The 22,529-nt window shown below is 69.6% G+C and carries 19 protein-coding genes; 13 read left to right on the plus strand and 6 right to left on the minus strand.

Features of this window, described 5'->3' with window-relative positions; all coding sequences use genetic code 11:
* Nucleotides 1-3: 3 nt before the first annotated feature.
* The 3 genes from gyrB to FF100_RS16650 all read right to left on the minus strand — a co-directional run bounded on the left by gyrB (nt 4) and on the right by FF100_RS16650 (nt 4,359).
* Complete coding sequence (gene gyrB, locus FF100_RS16640) at nt 4-2,430, minus strand: DNA topoisomerase (ATP-hydrolyzing) subunit B (RefSeq protein WP_139036794.1); 2,427 nt, start codon at nt 2,428-2,430, stop codon at nt 4-6.
* Between the two features lie 296 nt (nt 2,431-2,726).
* On the minus strand, nt 2,727-3,689 hold the full coding sequence (locus FF100_RS16645; RefSeq protein WP_139036795.1) for an aldo/keto reductase: 963 nt from the start codon (nt 3,687-3,689) through the stop codon (nt 2,727-2,729).
* A gap of 28 nt (nt 3,690-3,717) precedes the next feature.
* Nucleotides 3,718-4,359 carry an MBL fold metallo-hydrolase gene (locus FF100_RS16650; protein ID WP_139036796.1) on the minus strand — a complete coding sequence of 214 codons (642 nt, stop codon included), beginning with the start codon at nt 4,357-4,359 and terminating at the stop codon, nt 3,718-3,720.
* Between the two features lie 249 nt (nt 4,360-4,608).
* On the opposite strand from FF100_RS16650, the gene FF100_RS16655 reads away from it, so the two are divergent.
* On the plus strand, nt 4,609-4,965 hold the full coding sequence (locus FF100_RS16655; protein WP_139036797.1) for a VOC family protein: 357 nt from the start codon (nt 4,609-4,611) through the stop codon (nt 4,963-4,965).
* Between the two features lie 246 nt (nt 4,966-5,211).
* On the plus strand, nt 5,212-6,003 hold the full coding sequence (locus FF100_RS16660; RefSeq protein WP_139036798.1) for a DUF2189 domain-containing protein: 792 nt from the start codon (nt 5,212-5,214) through the stop codon (nt 6,001-6,003).
* Nucleotides 6,004-6,010: 7 nt separating this feature from the next.
* Here the strand turns inward: FF100_RS16660 and FF100_RS16665 are convergent, their stop codons facing one another.
* A complete protein-coding gene (locus FF100_RS16665) occupies nt 6,011-7,231 on the minus strand; it encodes a serine hydrolase domain-containing protein (protein WP_171070200.1) in 1,221 nt (406 codons plus the stop codon).
* Nucleotides 7,232-7,446: 215 nt separating this feature from the next.
* On the opposite strand from FF100_RS16665, the gene FF100_RS16670 reads away from it, so the two are divergent.
* The 7 genes from FF100_RS16670 to FF100_RS16700 all read left to right on the plus strand — a co-directional run bounded on the left by FF100_RS16670 (nt 7,447) and on the right by FF100_RS16700 (nt 15,211).
* Complete coding sequence (locus FF100_RS16670; RefSeq protein ID WP_139036799.1) at nt 7,447-8,397, plus strand: NAD(P)H-dependent flavin oxidoreductase; 951 nt, start codon at nt 7,447-7,449, stop codon at nt 8,395-8,397.
* An 88-nt stretch (nt 8,398-8,485) separates the two neighbouring features.
* Nucleotides 8,486-9,724, plus strand: a complete 1,239-nt coding sequence (locus FF100_RS16675; protein WP_139036800.1) for a Zn-dependent hydrolase — start codon at nt 8,486-8,488, stop codon at nt 9,722-9,724.
* 88 nt (nt 9,725-9,812) lie between these two features.
* Nucleotides 9,813-10,439 (plus strand): hypothetical protein, encoded by a 627-nt coding sequence (locus tag FF100_RS16680; protein ID WP_139036801.1) that lies wholly within the window; start codon nt 9,813-9,815, stop codon nt 10,437-10,439.
* A complete protein-coding gene (locus FF100_RS16685) occupies nt 10,432-10,794 on the plus strand; it encodes a winged helix-turn-helix domain-containing protein (RefSeq protein WP_139036802.1) in 363 nt (120 codons plus the stop codon). The genes FF100_RS16680 and FF100_RS16685 overlap by 8 nt, the downstream gene beginning before the upstream one ends.
* A gap of 31 nt (nt 10,795-10,825) precedes the next feature.
* Nucleotides 10,826-11,524 carry a di-trans,poly-cis-decaprenylcistransferase gene (locus tag FF100_RS16690; RefSeq protein ID WP_139036803.1) on the plus strand — a complete coding sequence of 233 codons (699 nt, stop codon included), beginning with the start codon at nt 10,826-10,828 and terminating at the stop codon, nt 11,522-11,524.
* A 4-nt stretch (nt 11,525-11,528) separates the two neighbouring features.
* Nucleotides 11,529-13,028, plus strand: coding sequence for a magnesium-protoporphyrin IX monomethyl ester anaerobic oxidative cyclase (gene bchE, locus FF100_RS16695; protein WP_139036804.1), 1,500 nt, complete (start codon nt 11,529-11,531; stop codon nt 13,026-13,028).
* Nucleotides 13,029-13,321: 293 nt separating this feature from the next.
* Entirely contained in the window at nt 13,322-15,211 is a 1,890-nt protein-coding gene (locus FF100_RS16700) for an ATP-binding protein (protein ID WP_139036805.1), read from the plus strand.
* Nucleotides 15,212-15,341: 130 nt separating this feature from the next.
* Here FF100_RS16700 and ggt read toward each other — a convergent pair whose 3' ends face one another.
* Entirely contained in the window at nt 15,342-17,096 is a 1,755-nt protein-coding gene (ggt, locus tag FF100_RS16705; protein ID WP_139036806.1) for a gamma-glutamyltransferase, read from the minus strand.
* A gap of 146 nt (nt 17,097-17,242) precedes the next feature.
* Here ggt and FF100_RS16710 point away from each other — a divergent pair, with 146 nt between their 5' ends.
* Nucleotides 17,243-18,208, plus strand: coding sequence for an MBL fold metallo-hydrolase (locus FF100_RS16710; RefSeq protein ID WP_139036807.1), 966 nt, complete (start codon nt 17,243-17,245; stop codon nt 18,206-18,208).
* Between the two features lie 12 nt (nt 18,209-18,220).
* Nucleotides 18,221-18,889 (plus strand): hypothetical protein, encoded by a 669-nt coding sequence (locus FF100_RS16715; RefSeq protein WP_139036808.1) that lies wholly within the window; start codon nt 18,221-18,223, stop codon nt 18,887-18,889.
* A gap of 7 nt (nt 18,890-18,896) precedes the next feature.
* Here FF100_RS16715 and cutA read toward each other — a convergent pair whose 3' ends face one another.
* Complete coding sequence (gene cutA, locus FF100_RS16720) at nt 18,897-19,097, minus strand: divalent-cation tolerance protein CutA (protein WP_139036809.1); 201 nt, start codon at nt 19,095-19,097, stop codon at nt 18,897-18,899.
* Nucleotides 19,098-19,215: 118 nt separating this feature from the next.
* Between cutA and FF100_RS16725 the strand changes: the two genes are divergently transcribed.
* Both FF100_RS16725 and FF100_RS16730 read left to right on the plus strand, forming a co-directional pair.
* Nucleotides 19,216-19,986 (plus strand): NAD kinase, encoded by a 771-nt coding sequence (locus FF100_RS16725; protein ID WP_139036810.1) that lies wholly within the window; start codon nt 19,216-19,218, stop codon nt 19,984-19,986.
* A 145-nt stretch (nt 19,987-20,131) separates the two neighbouring features.
* Complete coding sequence (locus FF100_RS16730) at nt 20,132-22,528, plus strand: hybrid sensor histidine kinase/response regulator (RefSeq protein ID WP_139036811.1); 2,397 nt, start codon at nt 20,132-20,134, stop codon at nt 22,526-22,528.
* The last annotated feature ends 1 nt before the right edge of the window (nt 22,529 follow it).

Genomic DNA, 22,529 nt, shown 5'->3' on the forward strand with positions numbered 1-22,529 from the left:
CCATCACACGTCGAGATTGGCCACGTTGAGCGCGTTCTCCTGGATGAACTCCCGGCGCGGCTCGACCACGTCGCCCATCAGCTTGACGAACAGGTCGTCGGCGTCGGTCGTGTCCTTGACCTTCACCTGGAGGAGCGAGCGCACGTCGCGGTCGAGCGTCGTCTCCCAGAGCTGCTGCGCGGTCATCTCGCCGAGGCCCTTGTAGCGCTGCAGCTGCAGGCCCTTGCGGCCGAGCGCCATCATGCCCTCGAACAGGGCGACCGGCCCGTAGAGCGTGGTCTGGTCGCCCCGGCGCACCAGGGTGACGGGGGCGCCGTAGATCTCGCTGAGATTTTCCGCACGCTCGTCGAGGCGGCGCGCCTCCTGCGAGTGGATCAGCGCCTCGTCGAGCACCGCGACCTGGCGCACGCCGCGCAAGGTCCGCGACAGCACGTAGCCGCCGTCCTTGGCCTCGCCCTCCCAGCCCTGCTCGATCTCGTCGGCGATGGCGTTGAGGCGGCGCGCGATCTCGTCGGCCACCACCTCGGCCTCGGCCGGGTTGGAGGAGACCGAGGGACGCAACGCGCCGGCGATCGCCGCCTGCTCGACCACGACGCGGTCGTAGCGCGAATGCATCCCGTGCAGGACCTGACGCACGCCGCGCGCCTCGTCGACCAGCGCCTTGAGCTGGGCGCCGCCGAACTCGGTGCCGGTGGCGAGCTTGAGCACCGCCCCGTCGACGCCGCCGTCGATCAGGTAATCCTCGAGCGCCCGATCGTCCTTGAGGTAGATCGCGGTCTTGCCCTTCTGCGCCTTGTAGAGCGGCGGCTGCGCGATGTAGAGATGGCCGCGGTCGATCAGCTCCGGCATCTGGCGGAAGAAGAACGTCAGCAGCAGGGTGCGGATATGCGAGCCGTCGACATCCGCGTCGGTCATGATGATGATGCGGTGGTAGCGCAGCTTGTCGGGGTTGAACTCCTCGCGGCCGATGCCGGTGCCGAGCGCGGTGATCAGCGTGCCGATCTCCTGGCTCGACAGCATCTTGTCGAAGCGTGCCCGCTCGACGTTGAGGATCTTGCCGCGCAGCGGCAGCACCGCCTGGAAGGTCCGGTCGCGGCCCTGCTTGGCCGAGCCGCCGGCCGAGTCGCCCTCGACCAGCAGGATCTCGCATTTCGACGGGTCGCGCTCCTGGCAATCGGCGAGCTTGCCGGGGAGCGAGGCGATGTCGAGCGCGCCTTTCCGGCGGGTGAGCTCGCGGGCCTTGCGGGCGGCCTCGCGCGCCGCGGCGGCCTCCGCCACCTTGCCGACGATGGTCTTGGCTTCGGACGGGTGCTCCTCGAGCCAGTTCGACAGGCCCTCGTTGAGGACGTTCTCGACCACCGGGCGCACCTCGGACGAGACCAGCTTGTCCTTGGTCTGCGACGAGAACTTGGGGTCGGGCACCTTGACCGAGATGATCGCGGTCAGGCCCTCGCGGCAATCGTCGCCGGTGAGCGAGACCTTCTCGCGCTTGGCGATGCCGGAGGATTCGGCGTAGCCGGTGATCTGGCGCGTCAGCGCGGCCCGGAAGCCCGCCATGTGGGTGCCGCCGTCGCGCTGCGGGATGTTGTTGGTGAAGGGCAGCACCGTCTCGTGGTAGCTGTCGTTCCACCACAGGGCGACCTCGACGCCGATGCCGTCGCGGTCGGCGCGCACCACCACCGGCTGGCTCACCAGCGGGCTCTTGGTCCGGTCGAGGTAGCGCACGAAGGCCTCGACGCCGCCCTCGTAGACCAGCTCCTCGCGCTTGTGCTCGGCGTGGCGGGCGTCGGTCAGCACGATGCGCACGCCGGAATTGAGGAAGGCCAGCTCGCGCAGGCGCTTCTCCAGCGTCGCGTAGTCGAACTCGACCATCGTGAAGGTCTGGGTCGAGGGCAGGAACGTCACCTCGGTGCCGCGGCGGTCGCCCGCCGGGCCGACGACGGCGAGCGGCGAGACCGCGTCGCCGTGGCGGAACTCCATCGCGTGCTCCTGGCCGGCGCGCCAGATGCGCAGGCGCAGCCAGGTCGAGAGGGCGTTCACGACGGAGACGCCGACGCCGTGCAGGCCGCCCGAGACCTTGTAGGAGTTCTGGTCGAACTTACCGCCGGCATGCAGCTGGGTCATGATGACCTCGGCCGCCGAGACGCCCTCCTCCGGGTGGATGTCGGTCGGGATGCCGCGGCCGTTGTCGGAGACCGTGCACGAGCCGTCCGCATTGAGGGTCACGGTGACGAGGGTCGCGTGGCCGGCGAGCGCCTCGTCGATGGCGTTGTCGACGACCTCGTACACCATGTGGTGCAGGCCCGAGCCGTCGTCGGTGTCGCCGATATACATGCCCGGACGCTTGCGCACCGCATCGAGGCCCTTGAGGACCTTGATCGAGTCGGCGCCGTAGGTGTCGGGGGTCAGATCGCGGGCGGGTTCGGCCATGTCGGTTCCTGGTGCGGGCGGGCGCGCGTCGCGGGTGGCGCGGCCGGCGCCGGCGCCGGTTCTCGATCCGGCGCCGTCTTGTGTCTCGTGTCTCAAGGGGCGCGGTCCGTGGAGGGAACGGCCCGGCAGATCCTTGATGTAAGCATTCCGCCTTGAAATTGCATCGGTTTTCGGCGCCGTCGGATGCGCTTTTCGGTGCCCGGCGGGGACGGCCGGACACCCCGCCCCTCCCCGCCGGACCATAACCGAGGTTACGTTTCGCCGCACCCCGTTAAGGATCCGCCAACGGGGGCCTGTCAGCCCTTGAGCGAGCCCCGGCTCGCCTCCTCGAGCCGGGCGACCGCGGCCGGGTCGAGGGTGAGGCGCACGGCCCCCAGCAGCTCGTCGAGCTGCGCCACCGAGGTGGCGCTGGCGATCGGCGCGGTGAGGCCGGGCCGGGCGATCAGCCAGGCGAGGGAGACCTGGGCCGGGGTGGCGCCGTGCTCGCGCGCGACCGCGTCGAGGAGGTCGAGGAAGGCGAGGCCGCGCGGATTGAGGTAGGGCGCGACCCGGCCCTCGCGGGCGCGGCCCGCGGCGGCGCCGGCCTCGCGGTACTTCCCCGTCAGGAAGCCCGCCGCGAGCGAGAAGTAGGAGATCACCCCGATCCCCTCCGCGCGGCACAGCGGCTCCAGCTCGGCCTCGTAGTCCCCGCGGTCGGCCAGGCTGTAGCCGGGCTGCAGGCACTCGTAGCGCGGTAGGCCCTCGCGGGCGGCGACGGCGAGGGCCTCGCGCAGGCGGGCGGCCGTGTAGTTCGAGGCGCCGATCGCCCGCACCTTGCCGGCGCGGATCAGCCGGTCATAGGCCGACAGCGTCTCCGCGAGCGGGGTCTCGGCATCGTCGAGATGGGACTGGTAGAGGTCGATCCGGTCGGTCCCGAGGCGGCGCAAGGACGCCTCGACGGCCTGTTCGATATACGAGGCCCTCAATCCCTTGCGGTCCTCCCCCAACTCCATGCCGACCTTGGTGGCGATCGTCATCCGGTCGCGGGCGCCGCGGGCCTTCATCCAGCGCCCGATCACCTCCTCCGATTCGCCGCCCCGGTGGCCCGGCGCCCAGCGCGAATAGACGTCGGCGGTGTCGACGAAGGTGAAGCCGGCCTCCAGCAGGCGGTCGAGGAGCGCGAACGAGGTCGCTTCGTCGGCGGTCCAGCCGAAGACGTTGCCGCCGAAGCAGAAGGGCGGGACCGAGAGGCCGGAGCGGCCGAGGGGGCGCAGGTCCATGGCGAGATTCCTCCTGGAGGCGAGTGACTTACTGAAGGAACGGGTTCGACAGCCGCTCCTGGCCGATCGTGCCGGTCGGGCCGTGGCCGGGGATGAAGGCGACGTCGTCGCCGAGCGGCAGCAGCTTCTCCTTGATCGAGGCGATCAGCGCGGCGTGGTCGCCCCCCGGCAGGTCGGTGCGGCCGACCGAGCCGCGGAACAGCACGTCGCCGACCTGGGCGAAGCGCACATCCCGGCTCACCAGCACGACGCTGCCCGGCGAATGGCCGGGGCAGTGCAGCACGTCGAAGGTGAGGTCGCCCACCGTGACGGTGTCGCCCTCGTCGAGCCAGCGGTCGGGGGTGATCACCTTGGCGCCGTCGATGCCGTAGGCCGACCCGGTCTCGGGCAGGCGGTCGAGGAGCGGCTTGTCGGCTTGGTGCGGCCCCTCGACCGGCACCTTGAGCGCGTCGCGCAGGTCGGCGGCGCCGCCGGCATGGTCGATATGGCCGTGGGTGAGCAGGATCTTCTCGACCGTGACCCCGGCCTTGGCGATCGCCGCCTGGATCCGGTCGAGGTCGCCGCCCGGATCGATCACCGCCGCGCGCTTCGTCGCCTCGCACCACAGGAGGGTGCAGTTCTGCTGGAACGGCGTCACCGGGATGATCGCGGCGCGGGGCGTGCTCGGCATGGTCGGCCTTGGGTGTGAGACGATGGCTTGCTTGTAGCGTGGATGCGGCCGGTGCGGCACCCCGGGGCGGATCTCGCCGGATGGGCCGGCGGACGCGGCCCTCGGCGACCTCTGCTGCCCGATGCGAGGCGACGATGGAGCCGAGCGGACTTGCGTTGGCGGGCCGACGCGTCGTCCACTAAGGCTCGTGTTTCGTCGCCGATTGTCATCACAGAACCGGCAGCCCCTCTTGCGGAGACCTGCTCAGCCATGGCCGTGAGGCGGATCACGACAAACATCCCGGCGACGCGGCTCGATGCGGCCCGGGCCTTCTACGGCGAGGTTCTCGGCCTCGATCTGGTCATGGATCACGGCTGGATCCTGACGTTCGCGGCCTCGGGCGCGTCGGCGACGCCGCAGATCAGCGTGGCTTGCGAGGGCGGATCGGGGACGCCCGTCCCCGACCTCTCGGTCGAGGTCGACGACCTGGACGCCGTGCTCCGGCGCGCGACGGCGGCGGGTTACCCGGTCGCGTACGGTCCCGCGGACGAGCCGTGGGGCGTGCGGCGGTTCTACCTGCGCGACCCGTTCGGGCGGCTCGTCAACATCCTGGTCCATTCCGGCTGATCGTGCCCGGTTTCGGGGCCCGTCGCGCGATCGTGTGCGGGGCTCCCTTGGCGCCTGGCCCGCGCCCGCGCTACCGTCCGGCGACGGGGCGGATCCCTTCCGCCCGATGCGAGTCGTCGAGCTTTGATGCGATTGATCTGTCCGGCGCCCGTGCGGGCCGGACCGGGCACCTGAGGACCGCCGACACCGACGGCCCGTCCGCGGCCCGGCCTCCCCGTCGCGGGTGCCTCCCCCGGAGGACACGCCATGACGAGTGCATCTCCCCTTGCCCACGGCTTCTCCGCCGCTCACCCCGCGGTGCGGCGGATCGGCGTCCAGGATCTCAAGGCCGCCCTGTCGCGCGGCGTCGACGACTTCCTGGCCATGCCGACCCACGTGCTGTTCGTGGTGCTGATCTATCCCATCGCCGGCGTCATCATCGCGGCGGTGACCTTCGAGCAGGACCTGATCCCGATCCTGTTCCCGCTCGCCGCCGGCTTCGCGCTGCTCGGCCCGTTCGCGGCGCTCGGCCTCTACGAGATGAGCCGGCGGCGGGAATGGGGCCTGCCGGCGACCCCGGCGGATGCCTATGCCCCCCTGCGCGGCCCCTCGGCCCGGGCGGTGATGGCGGTCGGCCTGGTGCTGGCGCTGATCTTCCTCGCCTGGCTCTGCGCCGCCATGGGGCTGTACTGGGCGCTCTACGGCGGGGTCACCGAGCCCTCGCTGCTCGCCTTCCTCGACGATGTGCTGACCACGCCGCGGGGCTGGACCCTGATCGTCGCCGGCAACCTCGTCGGCGCCGCCTTCTCGCTCCTGGCGCTGGCGGTGAGCGCGGTCTCGATCCCGCTGATCATCGACAAGGACGTGGAGGCCGGCACCGCCATCGAGACCTCGCTGGCGCTGATGCGCGAGAACCCCGCCACGATGCTCGCCTGGGGCGCCATCGTGGCGGGGATGCTGGTGCTCGGCATGGTGTCGCTGTTCGTCGGCCTCGCGGTGGTGCTGCCGGTGCTCGGCCACGCCACCTGGCACCTCTACCGCCGGGCGGTGGCGGCGTGAGGCTCGGTCAGTCCGTGATCGCCGCGTAGGTGAGCACCCGCAGCTCGCGCCGGATCGGCCAGGTCGAGGACGGCATGAGCTGCGTCAGCATGATCACGAACAGGTCCTCGGCGGGGTCGATCCAGAACGCCGTCGAGGCCGCCCCGCCCCACGCCACCTCGCCCGGGGTGCCGAGGATCTGGGCCTTGGCCGGATCGAGCATCACCGAGAAGCCGAGGCCGAAGCCGATGCCGGCGTAGCTCGATTCCGAAAAACGCGGCTGGCCCATCTCGGCGAGGTCGCCGCGCAGGTGGTTGGCGGTCATCAGGTCGACGGTCTTAGTGCCCAGCAACCGCACCCCGTCGAGCGCCCCGCCGCCGAGGATGAAGCGGCAGAACCGGGCGTAGTCGGCGGCCGTCGAGACGAGGCCGCCGCCGCCCGACGGCACCGTGCGGGGACGGGCGTAGCGGCCGTCCCGGGCATCGTCGATGAGCGTCAGCCGGCCGCCCTCGCCGAGGGCGTAGTTCGAGGCGAAGCGGGTGATCTTGTCGGCCGGGACGTGGAAATCGGTGTCGACCATGCCGAGCGGCCGGATGATCCGCTCGCGCAGGAAGTCGTCGAAGGGCTGGCCGGCGATCACCGCCACGAGGTGGCCGAGCACGTCGGTGGCGATGCTGTAGTTCCACTCCGCGCCGGGCTGGGCGAGCAGCGGCTGGCGGGCGGCCTTGGCGACCACGTCGGCGAGGGAGGTCTCGGCGGTCTGGAAGTCGACGCCCTCCTCCCGGTACATCCGGTCGACCAGCGTGGCGTCCATGAAGCCGTAGGACAGGCCCGAGGTATGGGTGAGGAGATCGCGGAACGTGATGTCGCGCTCCGCCGGCACGGTCTCGGGGCGCAGGCGGCTGCCGCCGGTGAGCACCCGCATGCCGCGGAATTCCGGCAGGGTGCGGGTGATCGGATCGTCGAGCTGGAACCGGCCCTCCTCGTACAGCATCAGGATCGCCACCGAGGTCAGCGGCTTCGTCATCGAGTAGATGCGCACGATGGTGTCGTGCTCCATCGGCAGGCCCCGGGCGAGGTCGCGCAGGCCCTCCTGGCGGGAGAACACCACTTGGCCGCGCCGGGCCACGGTCACCGACAGGCCCGGCAGCTTGCCGGCCTCGACGTAGCCCCGCATCCACGGGACGATTCGGTCCAGCCGCTCCGACGAGAGGCCGACCGCCTCCGGGGTTCCGATCTCAAGCTGCACCGCGCGTCTCCCGCTCCGCGAAGAAGGGCGAACAGGACCGGCCGCGGCCGTCGGCGTCAAGACCTGCCGGGTGCCGCAAGACCTGCCGGGGTGCAAGACCTGCCGGGATGCAAGGCCTGCCGGGATGCAAGCCGCCCGTTGACCGCATCCGGGCCCGGTGCGATGCGAGAGCGTAAACGACAGCGCTCGAACGCGATCCCGGGAGCCACGCCGCGATGTCCCTGCCCGACAGTCTCCGCCACGCCCTCGCCCTGCCGGTGATCGCCTCGCCGATGTTCATCGTCTCGGGGCCGGAACTGGTCATCGCCCAGTGCGTGAACGGCATCGTCGGCTCGTTCCCGGCCCTCAACGCGCGGCCCAAGGAAGCCCTCGACGCGTGGCTGACGCAGATCGCGGCGGCGCTGAGCCAGGCGAAGGCTGCCGACCCCGAGCGGATCGTCGCGCCATATGCCGTCAACCAGATCGTCCACGCCTCGAACGACCGGCTGGAGCACGACCTGACGGTGTGCGGGAAGCACAAGGTCCCGATCATCATCACGTCGCTGCGGGCGCCGGACGCCGTGGTCTCGGCGGTGCACGGCTGGGGCGGCCTCGTCTTCCACGACGTGACCACCGTGCGTCACGCCGAGAAGGCGCTGGAGGCCGGCGTCGACGGCCTGATCCTGGTCTGCGCCGGGGCCGGGGGACACGCCGGCACGCTCTCGCCCTTCGCGCTGGTGAGCGAGGTGCGCCGCTTCTACGACGGGCCGCTGATCCTGTCCGGCGCCATCACCACCGGCGATGCGATCCTGGCGGCGCAGGCGATGGGCGCCGACCTCGCCTATATGGGGACCCGCTTCATCGCCACGCAGGAGGCCAACGCCGCCCCGGCCTACAAGGAGATGATCGTCGGCACGAAGGCGGCGGACGTGCTCTACACCCCCTACTTCACCGGCGTGCCGGGCAACTACCTCACGCCCAGCATCACCGCCGCCGGCCTCGACCCCAACGCCCTGCCGGAGGTCGACAAGACCAAGATGAACTTCGGCTCCGGCACCACCAAGGCCTGGCGCGACATCTGGGGCGCCGGCCAGGGCGTCGGCACCATCGACGACGCGCCGGCCACCGCATTGGTGATCGACCGGCTGAAGGCGGAATACGCCGCGGCGCGGGCGCGGCTGGGCTGACACTCACCCCGCGCCCGCCGCCGGGCCGTCCGGCACGGCTCTCGCATCCGGGCGCGCGTCGTCCCCGCGTAACGTGAGGCTTTCAGCGATGACCACCAACCTCTCCGTGAACGGCAACCGGCTCTGGGACACCCTGATGGTGTCGGCGGGCATCGGCACCGGGCCCCGGGGCGGCCTGCGACGCCTGACCCTGACCGAGCCCGACCGGGTGGTGCGCGACCAGCTTAAAAGCTGGGCCGCGGAAGGAGGTTATCCTCTCACGGTCGACGGGCTCGGCAACATGGTGCTGCGGCGCGAAGGCACCGAGCCCGGCCTGCCGCCGGTGGTGATCGGCAGCCACCTCGACACGCAATGGGCCGGCGGGCGCTTCGACGGCATCCTCGGCGTGCTCGCCGGGCTCGAGGTGCTGCGCACCCTCGACGACCTCGGAATCAGCACGCGGCGGGCCATCGAGGTGGTGAACTGGACCAACGAGGAGGGCGCGCGGTTCTCGCCGCCGATGCTGTGCTCGCTCGCCTGGTCCGGCCAGGCGACGCCGGACTGGGTCGAGAACCGGCGCGACCGCGACGGGATCCGCTTCGGCGACGCCCTGGACGGCATCGGCTATCGCGGGCCCGAGCCGGTCGGCGGGCGCACCATCGACGCCTATTTCGAGCTCCACATCGAGCAGGGCCCGGCCCTCGACGCGGCCGGCGTGCCGGTCGGCATCGTGACCGGCGGCTATCCGAGCTGCGGCATGCGCATCGCCGTCGAGGGCGCCACCGCCCATACCGGCCCGACCCCGATGGCCGAGCGCCACAACGCGCTGGTCGGGGCCGCCATGGTGGCGGTGGCGGTCAACGACATCGGCTGGGCCCATGCCGACACCGACGCCAAGGCGACCGCCGCCCGCCTCGACCTGGTGCCGAACCTCCCCGGCACCCTGTCGGAATATGCCGAGCTCTTCATCGACATGCGGGCGCCGAAGCTCGAGACCCTGGAGACCATGAAGGCGTCCCTGCGCGCCGCCCTGCCCGACTGCGCCGCCCGCTCGCTCACCGAGATCAAGGTCGCCGAGGAATGGGGCTTCGGGGTCTTCTCGTTCGATGACGGGCTGATCGGCCTGCTGCGCGAGACGGCGGCGCGGCTGGAGATCCCGACCATGGACCTGCGCTCCCAGGCCGGCCACGACGCCTACCACGTCGCCCGGGTGGCGCCGGCCTGCATGATCTTCACCCCCTGCCGGAACGGCATCACCCACAACGAGGCCGAGGACATTGCCCTGGAGCCGACAATGCCGGGCGTGAACCTGCTGCTCCACGCCGCCCTGGCGCGGGCCAACCGGTAGGCGCGGGCGGCTCGAAAGCCGCCCGACTCCGCTTGCTCAACTTTGCAATCCGGCGTACTTTGCATCAGAAAGTTGATGCAGGTTCCCGATGCGCGACCTCGACAGGGCCGATCTCGACAAGGTGCTGGCCGACATCGTGGCGATCCGCAGCCAGGTCGCCGCCGGCACCGCGTTCCAGGGCTACGGCCCCACCGCCCTCGGCCTCACCGGTGCCCTGGCGTTCGCCACCGCCGGCTCGCAGGCGCTCCTCCTCGACGATCCGACGGCGCAGCCCCTCGCCTTCCTCGGCGGCTGGGTCGCCGCGGCGATCGTCTCCGTCGGGGTGATCGGGGCCGAGATGCTGGCGCGCGGCCGCCGGCACCATTCCGGCCTCGCCGACGCGATGGTCCTCAACGCCGTCGAGGCCTTCCTGCCGGCCGGCGCCGCCGGGGCGCTGCTGCTGCTCGTCCTGGCGCGCCTCGCCCCGGATTGCCTGTGGCTGCTGCCGGGCCTGTGGCAGATGCTGGTCGGGCTCGGGTTGTTCGCGTCCTTGCGCGCCCTGCCGCGGCCGGTCGCCCTGGCGGCGGGCTGGTACCTCGTCGCGGGCCTCGGCACCCTCGCGGCCTCGGCCGACGGGCACGCGCTCTCGCCCTGGACCATGGGCCTGCCCTTCGTGGTCGGCCAGGGCCTCCTCGCCCTCATCCTGCACCTGTCTTCCGGAGGCGACCATGCCTGAGGCCCCCTACGCCTATGACGGGCTGGACCGGGTGCTGCACGAGCGGGCGCGGCTCAGCCTGCTCACCTCGCTCGCCGCCCATCCCAAGCCCCTCGCCTTCGCCGACCTCAAGCAGCTCTGCGGCCTGACCGACGGCAACCTGAGCCGCCATCTCGGGGTGCTGGAGGAGGCCGGCCTCGTCGAGATCCGCAAGGGCTACGAGGGCCGCCGCCCGCTCACCACCTGCCGCCTCACCCCGGCCGGGCGCCAGCGCTTCGTCGATTACCTCACGGTGCTGGAACGCGTGGTCCGCGACGCCGCCGAGGCGGCGCGGCAAGGTCAGGTCGATGGCGACCCCGAGCCCCTCCCCGCCTGAACTCCCCCTTTTTTTATCCGGAGACTTTGCAATGCAAAGCACTTCAGATCAGAGCGAAAAACTCCATGTCGGCCTCATCATGGACGGCAACGGCCGCTGGGCCAATGCCCGCGGCCTGCCCCGCGGCGTCGGCCACGAGGCCGGGGTCGCGACGGTGCGGCGGGTGGCGCGGGCCGCGCCGGCCGAGGGCATCGGCACGCTGACGCTCTACGCCTTCTCCTCCGACAACTGGCGCCGCCCGCCCACCGAGGTCGCCGGGCTGATGGCGCTGCTGCGCCTCTACCTGACGCGCGAGGTCGAGCTGTTGCGCCGCGATGGCGTGCGCCTCACGGTGATCGGCCGGCGCGACCGTCTGCCCCCCGGCCTCGCCGAGGCGATCACGGCTGCCGAGGCCGCGACCCGGGACGGAACGCGCCTGCACCTGCGCATCGCCCTCGACTACTCGGCCCGCGACGCGATCCTCTCCGCCGCCCGCGCCGCGGACCCCGGCATCACCCGCGAGGCGTTCGACCGCCTCGTCACCGGCGACGGCGCTCCGCCGGTCGACCTCGTCATCCGCACCAGCGGCGAGCAGCGCCTCTCCGACTTCCTGCTGTGGGAGAGCGCCTATGCCGAGCTGCACTTCACCCCCTGCCCCTGGCCGGATTTCGGCGAGGCGGAGCTGAGTGCCGCGATGACGGCGTTCCGCAGCCGCCAGCGCCGCTTCGGCGGGCTGCCGACGGCGGCGTGAACCGATGCGCGTCGTCCTCGTCAACGTGCCGCATCCGGCGATCGGCAGCCGGATCCCGGACGACCACCTGCCGCCGCTCGGTCTGCTCGCCATCGGCGGTCCCCTCCTCGATGACGGCCACGCGGTGCGGCTGATCGACGGCGAGTTCGGCCCGATGGCGCTTGCCGATCTCGTCGAGGCGGTCTTCGCCTGGGCGCCGGACGCGGTGCTGTTCGGCCATTCCGGCTCGACCTCCGGCCATCCAGTGATCGCCGCACTCTCCCGCGCCATCGCCGCCCGCCTGCCCGGCATCCCGATCGTCTATGGCGGCGTCTACCCGACCTATCATTGGCGCGAGATCCTGGCCGAGGAGCCCCACGTCACCGCGATCGTGCGCGGCGAGGGCGAGGAGACCGCCCGCCGGCTCGTCGCAGCCCTCGCCGAAGGCCTGCCCCTCGACGCGGTGCCCGGCCTGGCGATCCGGCGTGGGGGAGAGCCGTTTGCGACGCCCCCGGCCCCGACGATTCCAGACCTCGACGCCTACCGGGTCGGCTGGGAGCTGATCGATCACGCCCGCTACTCCTACTGGGGGGGCCTACGGGCGGTGGTGGTGCAGTTCTCCCGCGGCTGCCCGCATCCGTGCAGCTATTGCGGCCAGCGCGGCTTCTGGACCCGCTGGCGCCACCGCGACCCGGTCCGCTTCGCCGCCGAGCTCGCCCGGCTGCACCGGGAGCACGGTGTCCGGGTGATCAACTTCGCCGACGAGAACCCGACCTGTTCGCCCAAGGCCTGGCGCGCCTTCCTGGAGGCTTTGGTCGCCGAGAATGTCGACCTGATCCTCGTCGGCTCGACCCGGGCCGACGACATCGTCCGCGACGCCGACCTGCTGCCGCTCTACCGCAAGGCCGGCTGGCAACGCTTCCTGCTGGGGCTCGAGAGCACCGACGCCGCGACCCTCGCGCTGATCCGCAAGGGCGGCGCCACCGCGACCGACCGTGAGGCGATCCGCCTGCTGCGTCGGCACGGCATCCTGTCGATGGCGACCTGGGTGGTGGGGTTCGAGGAGGAGCGTGACGCCGACCACTGGCGCGGCCTGCGCCAGCTCCTGTCCTACGATCCCGACCAGATCCAGATGCTCTACGTGACGCCGCACCGCTGGACGCCCTACTTCCGCCTCACAGCAGGGCGCCGGGTGATCCAGGCCGACCGGCGGCTGTGGGACTACAAGCACCAGGTGCTGGCGACCCGACACCTGCCGCCCTGGCGGGTCTTCGCCTGGGTCAAGCTCGCCGAGGTGGTGCTTCAGGCCCGGCCGAAGGCGCTCGCCCGCACCCTGTTCCACCCCGATCCGGCCCTGCGCCACGCCATGCGCTGGTATGCCCGCATGGGCCGGCGGGTGTGGTTCCACGAGATCCGGCGGTTCCTGTTCGGTGATCGGCGGGTGACGGACGGGCCGAGCGTGGCGGCGTTCTGGGGGGAGCCGCAGGATGGGGAGGAGGAGGCGATGCGGGTGGGGCGGGGCTGAGTGCCAGGCGCGACGAAGACCTTGGTCTGCGCGATGCCTATACCCTCGACGGTTGCGTCGCATAAGCGAGGCGTTTGGAATGAGTGTAGACGAGGATGCGGCAGTCACGAGCTATATTTTTGGATCGGTACTTCTTGGCAGCGCTACAACATGCAGCAAGGTGTTGCGTAGAAGTCATAGGAACAATTTCTGTCACCAGGCGCGAGTCCTATGAGAAAAATCTGACTAGTAATCAAGATTGGGCTGAATTAGCATGACAGCGAAAGATAAGGCTGCCAATTATCGGATCTAAAATGCGACTACGTAAAATTATACTTGAGAATTTCCGTGGATATCGTCTCAGGACGGAAATAAACATCGCTGATTTTACATCAATGGTTGGTAGAAACGATGTTGGAAAGAGTACGATACTTGAGGCCCTTGAGATTTTTTTCAATTGCGATGTGGTTAAGATTGATCAGCAAGATGCGCATGTTGCAGATCGTCAGAGTCCAACAAAAATCTCATGTGTGTTTGATGATTTCCCTTCTAGCATCGTAATAGACGCTAAATCGGAAACCTCCCTTGCTGAGGAATATCTCCTAAATTCCGATGGATTTCTGGAAATTTCAAAAAAATGGGATTGCGCCAACGCAAGGCCAAAATGTACAATTTTTGCCCAGGCTATACATCCTCACGCCCAGGACTGCGCTGATCTCCTGCAGCTTAAGCAGGTAGATCTCAAATTGCGGGCTAGTAAGGCAGGTATTGATCTAAAAAACGTTGATCAGCGTTCCAACGTTGCGCTTCGAGCGGCAATTAGAAAGGCGGTTGGTGATCTCGATTTGCGGCACTGCGAAATTCCACTTGCGGCTGAGGATGCTAAGAAGGTTTGGGATCAACTTGCGGGCTGGATGCCGACGTTCGCTCTTTTTCAGTCAGACCGTGCCAGCAAAGATGACGATCCTGAAATCCAGGACCCAATGAAGCTTGCAGTACAGGCGGCTTTACAGGCTGTTCAGCCTCAGCTCGAGCACATCAAGAAGCAGGTCGAGGAGCACGCCCTTGAGGTGGCGCGGCGCACATTGACGAAGCTGCAGGAGATGGATTCGACATTGGCGCGGCAGCTTCGCCCGGTATTCAAGGCCGAGCCGAAGTGGGATGGCTTCAAGCTTTCGCTGACCGGGGATGAGGATATCCCCATCAACAAACGCGGCAGCGGGGTCCGACGTCTTATACTGTTGAACTTTTTTCGCGCTGAAGCAGAGCGACGGCGTTCGGATGCAAATAGCCCGGGGATAATTTATGCCATTGAGGAGCCAGAAAATTCACAGCATCCCAAAAATCAAGCCTTGCTAATCAAGGCTTTGATGGAGTTAAGTCGCCATTCAGACACCCAGGTTTTGCTGACGACGCACGTTCCTGGCATTGCCGGTATGCTACCCGCAGAAAGTATTCGGTTTGTACATCGTGGTGACGACGGTTACCCAAGCGTCGCAGAGGGCAGCGCTGAAGTTCTGGAGCGGGTGGCTGACGAGCTCGGTGTTGTCCCCGATAGTCGCGCCAGGGTTTTGGTGTATGTCGAAGGTCCTCATGATGTTACATTCCTATTTAATATGTCGCGGCTGCTGCAGCAGGGCGACAGGGGCTGTATCGACATCGAGAATGATCCGCGAGTTGCTTTCGTTGTCACTGGGGGAGGCAATCTTCAGCACTGGGTTAATGGGCAGTATCTCAGTCGCTTGAAGCGAGTTGAAGTTCACATCTACGATCGCGACGTCGAAAATCCTGCAAAGTACCAAGCATCAATTGATGCTGTAAACAACAGAAATGACGGATCAATCGGACTTTTGACCTCGAAGCGGGAGATGGAGAATTACCTCCATGCTGACGCCATCAATGCGTCAATGGGGTTTGCGATTGAGTTCACGGACGTTTGTGACGTCCCAGCTCTTGTTGCCAAAGCGCAGCATGAAGCCAGCAATCCATCGGTTCTCTGGGCGGCAATAACCGAGAAAAAGCAGTCACAGAAAATCAGTCGGGCCAAGAAGCGTCTTAATGAACAGGCCGCCGCTCACATGACCCTCGCGCACTTGGATGCTCGCGATCCGGCTGGTGAGATCAAAGGGTGGTTCTCTGAAATCTCGGCTCGGGCGGAGGCAAGTTGGAATTGGACACCTGCGCCAGCCGTTTCGTTGGATTGAAATTGTCTATCAGCATCACGGCGGCGCAATATAGAGAATCGTTTATCCATGTTGGGCGCCTATTTATACTAATTAGGTGTTCAGGCGCCTGCCAGCCGCGGGAGCAGCCAGCCCCCGCGGCGCCCCTACCTCAATACCCCAATGCACTCCCCGTATTCCGCCGCGGATCGTTCGCCCCGTAATACCGGAACGCCCCCACCGGCTGCCCGCTCAAGGTCGGCGCCCCGATCAGGATCGCCGCCAGATGGTTCGCCGGCTGCGCCGCACCGAACTTGTGCCCCATCCCCTCCAGGATCCTGCGCGTGTCCGGCGACAGGGCGAAGCGCTCGACATTGGTCACGTCGGGCATCCACTGGTGGTGGAGGCGCGGCGCGTCGGCGGCTTCTTGGACGTTCATGCCGTAATCGATCACGTTGAGGATGCTGTGCAGCACCACCGTGATGATCCGGCTGCCGCCGGGCGTGCCCGTGACGAAGACCGGCTTGCCGTCCTTGGTGACGATGGTCGGGCTCATCGAGCTCAACGGCGTCTTGCCGGGCGCCACCGCGTTCGCCTCGCCCTGGAGCAGGCCGTAGATGTTCGGCACGCCGACCTTGGCGGTGAAATCGTCCATCTCGTTGTTGAGGAGCACGCCCGTCCCCTCCGGGACGATCCGCGCGCCGAACCAGTCGTTGAGGGTGTAGGTCACCGCGACGGCGTTACCGGCTGAGTCGACGATCGAGTAATGGGTGGTGTTGCTGCCCTCATGCGGCGCCACCCCGGGCTTGAGCTCGGCCGAGACGCCCGCCTTCTGCGGGTCGATCACCGCCCGGATCTTCGCGGCATAGGCCTTGTCGATCAGCCGATCGACCGGGTTCGTCACGAAAGCGGGGTCGCCGAGATAGCTGTTGCGGTCGAGATAGGCGTGCCGCATCGCCTCGATCTCGTAATGGACCGCCTGCGCCGAGCCCCAGCCGAGCTTGGCGAGGTCGTAGCCTTCGAGGATGTTCAGCATCTCGCAGATCACCACCCCGCCGGAGCTGGGCGGCGGGGCCGAGATCACCCGGTAGCCGCGATAATCGCACTCGATCGGCGGCAATTCGCGGGTGGCGTAGCGGTCGAGGTCGGCCTGGACGATGAGGCCGCCTTGCGCCCGGCTCGCTCCGGTCAGCGCGTCGGCGACCTTGCCCTTGTAGAACCCGTCCTTTCCTTCCGCGCTGATCGCCCGCAGCGTCCCGGCGAGGTCGGCCTGGACCAGCCGCTCGCCCACCCGGTAGGGCCGGCCCTGGTTCAGGAAGATTTTTGCGGAGGCCGGATCCTTGCCGAAATCCTCGGTGCCGGTGCCGAGCATGTCGACGTCGCCCTGGTCGAGGGTGAAGCCCTCCTGGGCGAGACGGATCGCCGGCGCCATCAGGTCGGCGCGGGGCCGCGTGCCGTACTTCGCCAGCGCGTATTCGAGGCCCGCCACCGTGCCGGGGACGCCGACCGCCAGGAAGCCCTTGGTGCTCAAGCCCTTGACGACGTTGCCGGCCTTGTCGAGGAACATGTCGCGGGTGGCGGCGAGCGGCGCCTTCTCGCGGAAATCCACGAAGGTCCGGCTGCCGTCGGCGCGCTGGATCGTCATGAAGCCGCCGCCGCCGAGATTGCCGGCGGCCGGATAGACCACCGCCAGGGCGTAGCCGACCGCGACCGCGGCATCGACGGCGTTGCCGCCCTGCTTGAGCACGTCGACGCCGACCTGGGTCGCGTAGTGCTGCGCCGTGACGACCATGCCGTGCTCGGCGGCGACCGGCGCCCGCGAGGCGGCGATGGCAGCGTCCCGCGGGACCGCCACCACGAGGAGCGTCGCCAGGAGGCCGATGCCGAGCGAGGCGATCCGGTGGCGTGAAGTCGTCCTGTGGCGCATGAGCGTCCTGCCCTCTCGTCGAATCGCCGCTACGGTACACGAGGGTCGCGCCCTGCTGTATCGCGCGGGCGGTTTTTCGCTGCCCCGGCATCCCCTTCCGCCGCGCCTGCGCTAGCTGCGCAGGGCAGACGCACAGGGAGGCCCCGATGTCGATGTCCCGCCGCACCCTCATGGCCGGAGGCGTCCTCGCCGGCCCCGTCCTCACCAGCGCCCCGGGCCTCGCCGGCGGCGGCGCCGCGCCGGCCGCCGACCTGCCGGGGGTCTACCGCACCAAGATCGGCGACGCGACGGTGACCGCCCTGCACGAGGGCGGGGTGAAGCGCCCCCTCGACGCGAATTTCGTGCGCAACGTCCCGCTCGCCGAGGTCCAGGCCGCCCTCTCCCGGGCCTTCCTGCCGACCGACACCCTGCCGATCACCTTCACGCCGCTCCTCCTCACCCTCGGGGGCAAGCGGGTGCTGGTCGATGCCGGCTTCGCCGACCAGGGCCCGCCCGGCACCGGCGGTGCGTTGCGCGGCCTGGCGTTCGCCGGGATCGAGCCGGGGGCGATCGACGCGGTGGTGATCAGCCACTTCCACCCCGACCACATCCTCGGCCTCCGGCGCAAGGACGGCACCCCGGCCTTCCCGAACGCGCAGGTCCTGGTGCCGGAGGCCGAGTGGCGCTTCTGGATGGAGGACGGAAGGATGGCGAACCCGCCCGAGGCCCTGAAGGCCACGCTCGGTGCGGTGCAGAAGACCTTCGGCGGCCTCAAGGTCGAACGCTATCCTTGGGACAAGGAGGTGCTGCCCGGCCTCACCGCGCTCGGCACCCCCGGCCACACCCCGGGCCACACCTCGTTCCGTCTCGAATCCGGCGGGCGCCGGCTCCTGATCGCCTCCGACATCACCAACCACCCGGCCCTGTTCGTGCGCCATCCCGATTGGTCGGCGATGTTCGACATGGATGCCGGAGAGGCCCGCGCCACCCGCCACAGGATGCTGGCGCTGATGGCCGACGAGCGGGCGCCGGTGGCGTTCTACCACGCCCCCTTCCCGGCCGCCGGGCACATTGCCCGGGAGGGCGGGGCCTACGAGTTCGTGCCGCTGCAATGGGGCGTGGAGCTCGCCTGAGCGACGCCCCGGATGACCGGCGCGGCGCACGGCCTCGACCGCGCGAACACCCTGGTCCAGACCCTGGCGATCCTCGGCGCCGGGGCCTGGGGCGTCTACACCTTCATCTACGAGGCGCGCATCAAGCCGGGCCTGGCGCCGCCGACGGTGTCGGTGACGACCGCCCTCGCCAAGGCCGGCGAGCGCGACGGCCACGTCGCCATCCGCTCGACCGTGACCCGCCGCAATGTCGGCGAGGCCGGGGTGCGCGTGCTGGGCCTCGTCTACACGGTCACGGGCCTCCGGGCGCGGTTCGGGACCGAGGCGGCCCTATCCGACCGGTCCGGCCCGGCGGGCACCCTGGCCGCTGCCCGCGGCTACGTCCTCGACGAGCCCGGAACCGTGATCCTGCGCCAGGGCAAGCTCTTCGCCGGTGCCGCCGACGGGACCGAGCCCTCCGACCTCAATCCCGGCGAGGCGGTCTCGCGCGACTCGATCTTCTATGCCGACGCCAAGGCCTACGACTTCGTCCGGTTCGAGGTCAGCCTCGTCTACACCAAGGAGGACGACCCGCCCTTGCGCCTGCGCTTCGAGACCGAGGCGTCGGGGCGCCTGGCGCTGCGGCCCCTCGGCGCATGCACCGCCGCGGCCTGCGCCCGGCTCCGGACCACGGATTTCGCCACGGAGTTCTCGCTGTGGTGAGGCGGGGTCAGGCCGGCGCTCCGCCGGTCTCCGCCACCAGCCAGGCCAGGGTCGCCGGGTCGGCCTCCACCGGCAGGGTCAGGATCACCGTCTCGTAGGGGTGGCGGCTCTTCAGCGCCGCGACGAGCGGTTCGGCCAGGACCTCGCCGACCGCGAGCGCAGTCCCGGCGTCCGGGAAGGTGGTGTAGACGAGAAGCGGACGCTCCATGCTATGCCTCTCCCGACGCGGCCGGCGACGGCCCGGCGGCCTCGCACGTCCCGGGATGCCGGGGCCGGCCCCGGGCCGTCAAGCGGCAGGACCTCACATTCGGCGGTCGGGACACCACATGGCGCGGCGCTTCAAACAGATCGCCTTCATCGCGAGCCCGACGCCCGACGCCCGCCAGGCGGCCGAGCTCCTGATGCAGCGCTACGACCACGTCCCGCCCGAGGAGGCCGACGTGGTGGTGGGCCTCGGCGGCGACGGGCTGATGCTGCAGGCGCTGCACCGCTTCATGGGCTCGGGCAAGCCGGTCTACGGCATGAACCGCGGCACCGTCGGCTTCCTGATGAACGAGTTCCACCTCGACGACCTGATCGAGCGGCTGGAGGTGGCGCAGCGCAGCATCGTCCATCCGCTGCTGATGGTCGCCACCGACGTGCTCGGCCTCACCTACACGGCGCGGGCGGTCAACGAGGTCTACATGCTGCGCCAGACCCACCAGACCGCCAAGCTGAAGATCTCGATCGACGGCCAGGTGCGCCTGCCCGAGCTGATCGCCGACGGGGTGCTGGCGGCCACCCCCGTGGGCTCCACCGCCTACAACCTCTCGGTCGGCGGGCCGATCCTGCCGATCTCGTCCCAGCTGATCGCGCTCACCCCGATCTCCGCGTTCCGGCCGCGGCGCCAGGGCAGCGTGCTCCTGCCCAACCACGCCCGCATCCGCATCGAGGTGAAGGACCCGGAATACCGGCCGGTGGCGGCGGTGGCCGACCACACCGAGTTCCGCCGCGTCGCCCGGGTCGAGACCCAGCTCGACCGCTCGACCGACCTCGTGATGCTGCACGATCCCGGCCAGGGGATGGACGAGCGCATCCTGCGCGAGCAGTTCGGGTAGGTCCGGCGACCCTACGGCACCGGGGCGCACTGGAAGCCGGCGCCGGCCCGCATAGATCCGTGCCTGAGCCCGCTGTCAGGGCCTCGCCACGGAGCCGTCGGATGCCCGCACGCCTGCCCTCGCCCCTGTCCCGGGGCCGCGCCCGATGAGCGAGGCAGCCCTGCGGGAGGACGATTACCGCAACCTCGCCGAGTCGCTGCCGCAGCTCGCCTGGATCGCCGAGGCCGACGGCGCCATCGTCTGGTACAATCAGCGCTGGTACGACTACACCGGGACGACCTTCGCGTCGATGCAGGGCTGGGGCTGGCGTGCCGTCCACCACCCGGACCACCTCGAGCGGGTCGAGGCGCGCTTCCGCCGCGCCTTCGCGACCGGCGAGCCGTGGGAGGACACGTTCCCGCTGAAAGGCGCCGACGGGGTCTACCGCTGGTTCCTGTCCCGGGCCCGGCCGTTCCGCGACGCGTCCGGGCAGATCGTGCGCTGGTACGGCACCAACACCGATATCAGCCGGAGGCGGGCCACCGAGGAGCGCCTGCGCCACGCCCAGGACCGGTTCCGCGCCCTCGTCGACAGCGCCGCGGCGATCATCTGGTCGGCGGATGCCAACGGCGAGCTCTCGATCGGGCAGTGGCGCTGGACCGCCTATACCGGCCAGAGCGACGAGGAGTGCCAGGGCTGGGGCTGGGTCGAGGCCGTGCACCCGGACGACCGGGCCAGGGCCGCCGATGCCTGGTCCCGCGCCGTCGAGACGCGCGCGCCCTTCGAGATCGAGTACCGGATGCGCCGGCGCGACGGCGCCTGGCGCCACATGGAGGTGCGCGCCGCCCCCGTCACCGCCGAGGACGGCAGCGTGCGCGAATGGGTCGGCATGCATGTCGACATCACCGACCGCAAGGAGGCCGAGGCCGAGATCGACCGGGCCCGCCACGCCGCCGAGGCGGCCAACCGCGCCAAGAGCCAGTTCATCGCCAACATGAGCCACGAGCTGCGCACGCCGCTCTCGGCGGTGATCGGCTACTCGGAGATGCTGGCCGAGGAGCTGGAGGACCTCGGCCAGGCCGAGCTGCTGCCCGACCTGCGCAAGATCGAAGCGTCGGCCCGCCACCTGCTCGGCCTCATCAACGACGTCCTCGACATCTCGAAGATCGAGGCCGGCCGCATGACCGTGGCGGCGGAGGATTTCGCCGTGCGCGACATGATCGGCGACGTGGTGGCGGCGACCGAGTCGCTGGTCGGCAAGAAGCGCAACCGCCTCGTCCTCGACATCCCCGACGATGTCGGCACCATGCGCCAGGACCAGGGCAAGGTGCGCCAGTGCCTGGTCAACCTGCTCGGCAACGCGGCGAAGTTCACGGAGGGCGGCACCATCACCCTCTCGGCCCGGCGCGAGGAGGCGCAAGGGGCCGAGCGAGGGGCCGAGCGAGGGGCCGACTGGCTGACCTTCGCGGTGGCCGATAGCGGCATCGGGCTGACCGAGGAGCAGATCGGCCGGCTGTTCGAGCGCTTCGCCCAGGCCGACGAATCGACCACCCGGCAATTCGGCGGCACGGGCTTGGGCCTCGCCATCACCCGCGCCTTCTGCCAGCGGATGGGCGGCGAGATCGCCGTCACCTCGACCTACGGCGAGGGCGCGACCTTCACCATCCGGCTGCCGGCGGTGCTGACGGCGAAGGACGACGAGCCCAGTCCGGAGGAGGTGCGGGCGCTCGCCGAGGCGAAGGCGGAGGCCGCGCGCCACGACGTGGTGCTCCTCGTCGACGACGACCCGGCGGCCCGGGAGCTGCTCTCCCGCTTCCTCGAGCGCGAGGGGTTCCGGGTGCGCACCGCCAGCGACGGCAAGGCCGGCCTGGCGCTCGCCCGGGCGCTCAAGCCCCGGGCGATCCTCCTCGACATCGAGATGCCGCGGATGGACGGCTGGTCGGTGCTGCACGCCATCCGCAGCGACGCGGATCTCGCCGCCACCCCGGTGATCATGACCTCGGTGGTCAACGAGCAGGGCCTCGGCCGGGCGCTGGGGGCGACCGACTACCTGGTCAAGCCGATCGACTGGGACCATCTCAAGGGCCTGATGGAGCGCTACCGCCCGTCCGATTCCCCCGGCTCGGTCCTGCTCGTCGACGACGATTCTGACGCCCGCGAGCGCCTGCGCCGCAGCCTCGCCCGCGACGGCTGGGCCGTGCACGAGGCCGAGAACGGCGCCGTCGGCCTCCAGCGCCTCGACGAGGGCCGCCCGTCCCTGATCCTCCTCGACCTGATGATGCCGGTGATGGACGGCTTCGACTTCCTCACGCGCCTGCGCGCCCGGCCCGACGGCGCCGACGTGCCGGTGGTGGTGCTGACGGCCAAGGACATCACGCCGGCCGAGAAGGAGCGCCTCGGCCGCGACACCGAGCGGGTGATCGTCAAGGGCAGCCTGTCCCTCAACGAGATCGGGCGGATGCTGCGGACGATGTATGCCGAGCGGGTGCCTGACGCGGTGCCGGCCTCGCTGCAGGGCCTGATCGACGAACTGGCGGCGCGGACGGGGGCGGACGGGGGGTGAG

The sequence above is a fragment of the Methylobacterium terricola genome, from assembly GCF_006151805.1.
GTDB classification, from domain to species: Bacteria; Pseudomonadota; Alphaproteobacteria; order Rhizobiales; family Beijerinckiaceae; genus Methylobacterium; species Methylobacterium terricola.